Origin of the sequence: Bacillus sp. BPN334 (assembly GCF_008368885.1) — a bacterium.
Taxonomy (GTDB): Bacteria; Bacillota; Bacilli; order Bacillales; family Bacillaceae_G; genus Bacillus_A; species Bacillus_A wiedmannii.
Genome location: NZ_QOZW01000015.1, coordinates 1 through 3,944, shown reverse-complemented (window position 1 = coordinate 3,944; position 3,944 = coordinate 1). Strand labels below are relative to the sequence as shown.

The 3,944-nt window shown below is 30.1% G+C and carries 4 protein-coding genes and 2 pseudogenes; 1 reads left to right on the top strand and 5 read right to left on the bottom strand.

The genetic code is table 11. The features are described 5' to 3' along the window. Positions 1-841: 841 nt before the first annotated feature. Together DN393_RS23400 and DN393_RS32195 are read right to left on the bottom strand one after the other, a co-directional pair. A pseudogene (locus DN393_RS23400) lies at positions 842-925 on the bottom strand (phosphoribulokinase); the annotation flags it as partial. Positions 926-963: 38 nt separating this feature from the next. Then, positions 964-1,092, bottom strand: a complete 129-nt coding sequence (locus DN393_RS32195; RefSeq protein ID WP_255449833.1) for a hypothetical protein — start codon at positions 1,090-1,092, stop codon at positions 964-966. 138 nt (positions 1,093-1,230) lie between these two features. Here DN393_RS32195 and DN393_RS23395 point away from each other — a divergent pair, with 138 nt between their 5' ends. Beyond that, positions 1,231-1,617, top strand: coding sequence for a hypothetical protein (locus tag DN393_RS23395; RefSeq protein WP_002203991.1), 387 nt, complete (start codon positions 1,231-1,233; stop codon positions 1,615-1,617). A 66-nt stretch (positions 1,618-1,683) separates the two neighbouring features. Here DN393_RS23395 and DN393_RS23390 read toward each other — a convergent pair. The 3 genes and pseudogenes from DN393_RS23390 to DN393_RS23380 all read right to left on the bottom strand — a co-directional run bounded on the left by DN393_RS23390 (position 1,684) and on the right by DN393_RS23380 (position 3,795). Beyond that, positions 1,684-2,196: pseudogene (locus DN393_RS23390) on the bottom strand (C40 family peptidase). Positions 2,197-2,562: 366 nt separating this feature from the next. Beyond that, on the bottom strand, positions 2,563-2,832 hold the full coding sequence (locus DN393_RS32190) for a hypothetical protein (RefSeq protein ID WP_255449832.1): 270 nt from the start codon (positions 2,830-2,832) through the stop codon (positions 2,563-2,565). Between the two features lie 723 nt (positions 2,833-3,555). Continuing rightward, a complete protein-coding gene (locus tag DN393_RS23380) occupies positions 3,556-3,795 on the bottom strand; it encodes a cupin domain-containing protein (protein WP_149173985.1) in 240 nt (79 codons plus the stop codon). Positions 3,796-3,944 lie beyond the last annotated feature (149 nt).

Here is a 3,944-nt window from a genome sequence, read left to right as displayed (position 1 = left end):
GTCTTTAGTTAATTTAAGAATCCTTTAAACCTCCACGCGACTCTTTGGTTAAATAACAATTTTTTGGAAATAATGATGTGTTAATATAGCCTAAACTCCTATATTATATTTAAATTCTATGAAAAACCCTGAAGAGTTCATTAAATCGGAATTTAACGAACACTTGGGTGGATGTAGGTTAACCTCCCCTCCCATCTCATGTACAAGGACATGAAACTCTAAATTATTTAGACAAAAAAGTCTAAACTAAAATTTTATAGAACTAAATCTGAATAGTCTTGTGTAATAATATAAAAAACATCTGCATTTAATCAATGTTAATTTTGTTTAATAAATATTAAAAAATCACCTATAAAATGGGTGATCTTTTTTGTGATTTTGCATTTGTGCACTACCTTAGAAATATATCATAAATTCATTCGTTTTAATAAACATTTGATTCTATTAATTAGATAAAAGTTTGTAATTAAAATAGATTTGCTATGTTTTGAACTAAATATGATTTATTTACACTAACTATATAGGGAGAAATTTATTTCGCAGCTTTTGCAATGACTTCCTAAAAGCGTACCATACTCAAATAAAAATCCACATTCAGGACAAACTTCATAATTGTCTTTACGACGCTCACATACCGCTTCATTGTATATTTTGGTGTGATATTAAGTATTTGGATTGCTACAACCCCTACATCTGTCCTCATCCGGGATATTTCTTTCATCATTATGTTCCACATCAAAATTGGAGACTTCAAACCCTTCAAATCCTTTTTCAAAATTATGATTCAAATCATTATAGAAATGAACCCTCATAATAAACATAACAAATATAGTATTTGCATTTAAACTCTATAAAACTCAAATGTATTTTTTTCTAGACATATTGCTTCATCGGAATTTTTGATAATAATATCAAAACATTGACTTTATGGGTGTTCTTTAAAAAAGCCTCCATTTTCAGGTTTTACAATTGGTTAATTTTTTTTATTTCCTTTTTACGCTCAGCTCGCAGTTGCTCTAAAAAGCCTAAAAGTCCTAACAAAGTATCGAAGATAGCTACTTCAGCAAAAACGAAGTTGAACCAAGTAATCATTTTATGAATTCACCGTAAAATATTTGTAATCATATGAATAATTAGATATTTATTTATCAAATTCCGAATATGCAATATTTTAACAGAATATGTTAATATTTAAAAGTAAGTGAAATGAAAATATTAGGAGGATTTGTAATGTTCAAAAAAATAATTTTATCTAGTACTATTCTTTTGGGAACTTTAGGTATAACAACTTTGTCTTTTCCAGAATTAAGTTTAACAAAAGCAGAAGCTGCGATTAATGATGCGAAGATTCAAAAGGTAAAGGTTGCTGGTAGAGATTATGAAAATGGAACTGATGTACCAGCTTATATGACAGGTTCTTTTTCTATGGTAGGAGATAAAGGAGTAACATATACTATTAAACAATATGAGTTTAATAAAGTTATTGGTACGACAAATGTTACTACAAAGGGGTTATCTTCTCCAGTTGTTTTCCCTATGCCAATCACAGAGGGAAATAAATATGAGGTAACTTACAACGGCCGAGTGATTAGTACTTTTGTTGTCCGAGGACATTAATTAATCAAAAAGAACTGAAGTCAATTTTGACTTCAGTTCTTTTTCTGGAACCTTATAATCCATTTTTTATTTAATTCGACCATATCTTGCAATATATGTACTATCTAAGCTAGCTTCACCTACTCCGGAATTACTAGCATTATAAAACTTGTTATTACCAATATACATACCAACATGAGTAATACCTGATTTGCCCGCAACCGTTCCTTTAAAGAAAACTAAATCTCCTGGTTGAAGAACCTTTCTTTCAACGCGTGTTGTTTGATTATATTGAGCTTGTGATGTGCGTGGTAATTTAATCCCTTGTGTTCCATATCCCTATAGCATTAATCCCGAACAATCAAATCCAGTTTTAGGACTATTTCCACCATATTTATATGGTTTACCTTCATATTTTTTCATCTCTGCATAGACTTTGCTAAATTGGCTCGCAGTTATTGATTTTGTAGTGGAAGCTGATATAGATTGTATAGTGTTTGCATTTTGAGAAACACTATCAAGTTCATCTGCAGAAGCAAAACTACCACCCGATCCTAGCATGACACCTAACGTTAATGAACCAATAATAAATTTCTTCATAAATTTCTCCTCCTATATTCTTTTGTAAGAATTTATACTCCTCACATAATAGATTAATTGGAATATACGGAGAAATAAACATAGATAATCATACATTATTCTACACATTTCTCATATTTTGTATATTTATCAATATTTCATTCTCCTATATTTATTTAAATTGGATAAATATAGGATTTATAATGATAAATACTACAATAAAAGTATAAAAATGGATTATTAAAACATTCAAATATTAATTAAGAAATAAATACAACTCTTTTATATAATGATAGAAAATAAGTACGTTAAGTAAATGCCCTTATTTATATTCTATTTCTTTCTTATTATCCTTAAGATAAAACATTAATTCTATTGTTGCTAGTGTTACAGATTCATTAGCCCCAATAATATGTAATTTTGTTTTTGTATGGTTGTTTTTCCAACAACTACGGGTTGAAACCCTTCTCCGGTTTTCAAATGTCCACTGTCGCCTTCTTCCCAATTAGGCTTTGAAGCTTCACATCCGATACTTCTAACCTCTGTATAGGCTGCGTTTGATTTTTTAGACGCTTGTGGTTCACCATTTGCGTCTAAATGTCCCGCTAACATGAAATCTATGATCTTCCTTTTTACAGTTGTAATAATCCCTTTCAATCCATCTTCTGTTTTTAAAATTAATCCTGGGGTACTTGTTTCTAAAGTTAATGCATCTGCGTCATTAATAGAATAACTAATGTAAGGAGATAGATTTTTTACACTTGCTTAATGAACACTTTCTTTGCATTTTAAGCATTACTTCCTTTATTTCTCCTGTTATAACAAAAGTAGTTGGTGCTAATGATAACTTTACTGATTTCAAAGTAATCACCTTTGTTTTATACGGTAAATATCACCTTTCGTTAAATTCACATTTAACGAACACTTGAAAAGTTTAGTTCATCCTCTCTCCCCCTCTTAATGTACAAAGACATGAAAATGGATACTTTTTAGACAAGAAAGTGGGTACTTCTAATTCTATCATTGTTTTAGGTCAAGAAAGTGGATACTTTTTTATAAAGGAATTACTTTAGTTATAGATATCTACGTACATCTTTACCATGATTTTTAATAGCAAATCTGTTAATTAAAAGGTACAGTTGCGTATAACGATTCTTTCTAACATAAAAATACATCACTATTTAATAGTGATGTATTTTTATGTTAGATATTAGAATAGGAATATGGGCGAATTAATAAGGAAAAGGTTACTGCATAATATTTCTATAATAGGGTATCAATTAAAGATGCATGCTTTATTCCATAATAGAGCATTTAAATCCTAACTTCTCAATTTTATCTACACTTTCTTATCTGCCAACGAAACATTAGATACAATTATCAACCCATTCCCCTTTTAGGCTCTACCAACATGATGTGAGATTCCTTTTCAGTGAAAGGTTTATGCTCAACGCCTCTCGGGACAATAAACATCTCGCCCTTAGAAATTTTCACCTGTCCATCACGAAAATCGATGAACATCTCCCCTTCAAGCACGATAAATAGCTTATCCGTATTAGGATGCTCATGCCATATAAAATCTCCATTAGCCTTAAAAAGCTGAATTTGATCATCATTCATTTCACCAATCACTCGTGGATACCAATAATCGTTAATTTTAGATAACTCGTCATTTAGTTTAATAGGTTGGTAATGGATAATAATCCCTCCTCATTTTTAACTTCCACTATATTACAGTAATCTAAGTGAAAAAGTCGTCATTACGCTTA

Excerpts from the sequence above, each read along its gene's own strand:
- DN393_RS32195 (WP_255449833.1), bottom strand. The coding sequence starts at position 1,092 with ATGATTACTTGGTTCAACTTCGTTTTTGCTGAAGTAGCTATCTTCGAT.
- DN393_RS23395 (WP_002203991.1), top strand. The coding sequence starts at position 1,231 with ATGTTCAAAAAAATAATTTTATCTAGTACTATTCTTTTGGGAACTTTA.
- DN393_RS23380 (WP_149173985.1), bottom strand. The coding sequence starts at position 3,795 with ATGAATGATGATCAAATTCAGCTTTTTAAGGCTAATGGAGATTTTATA.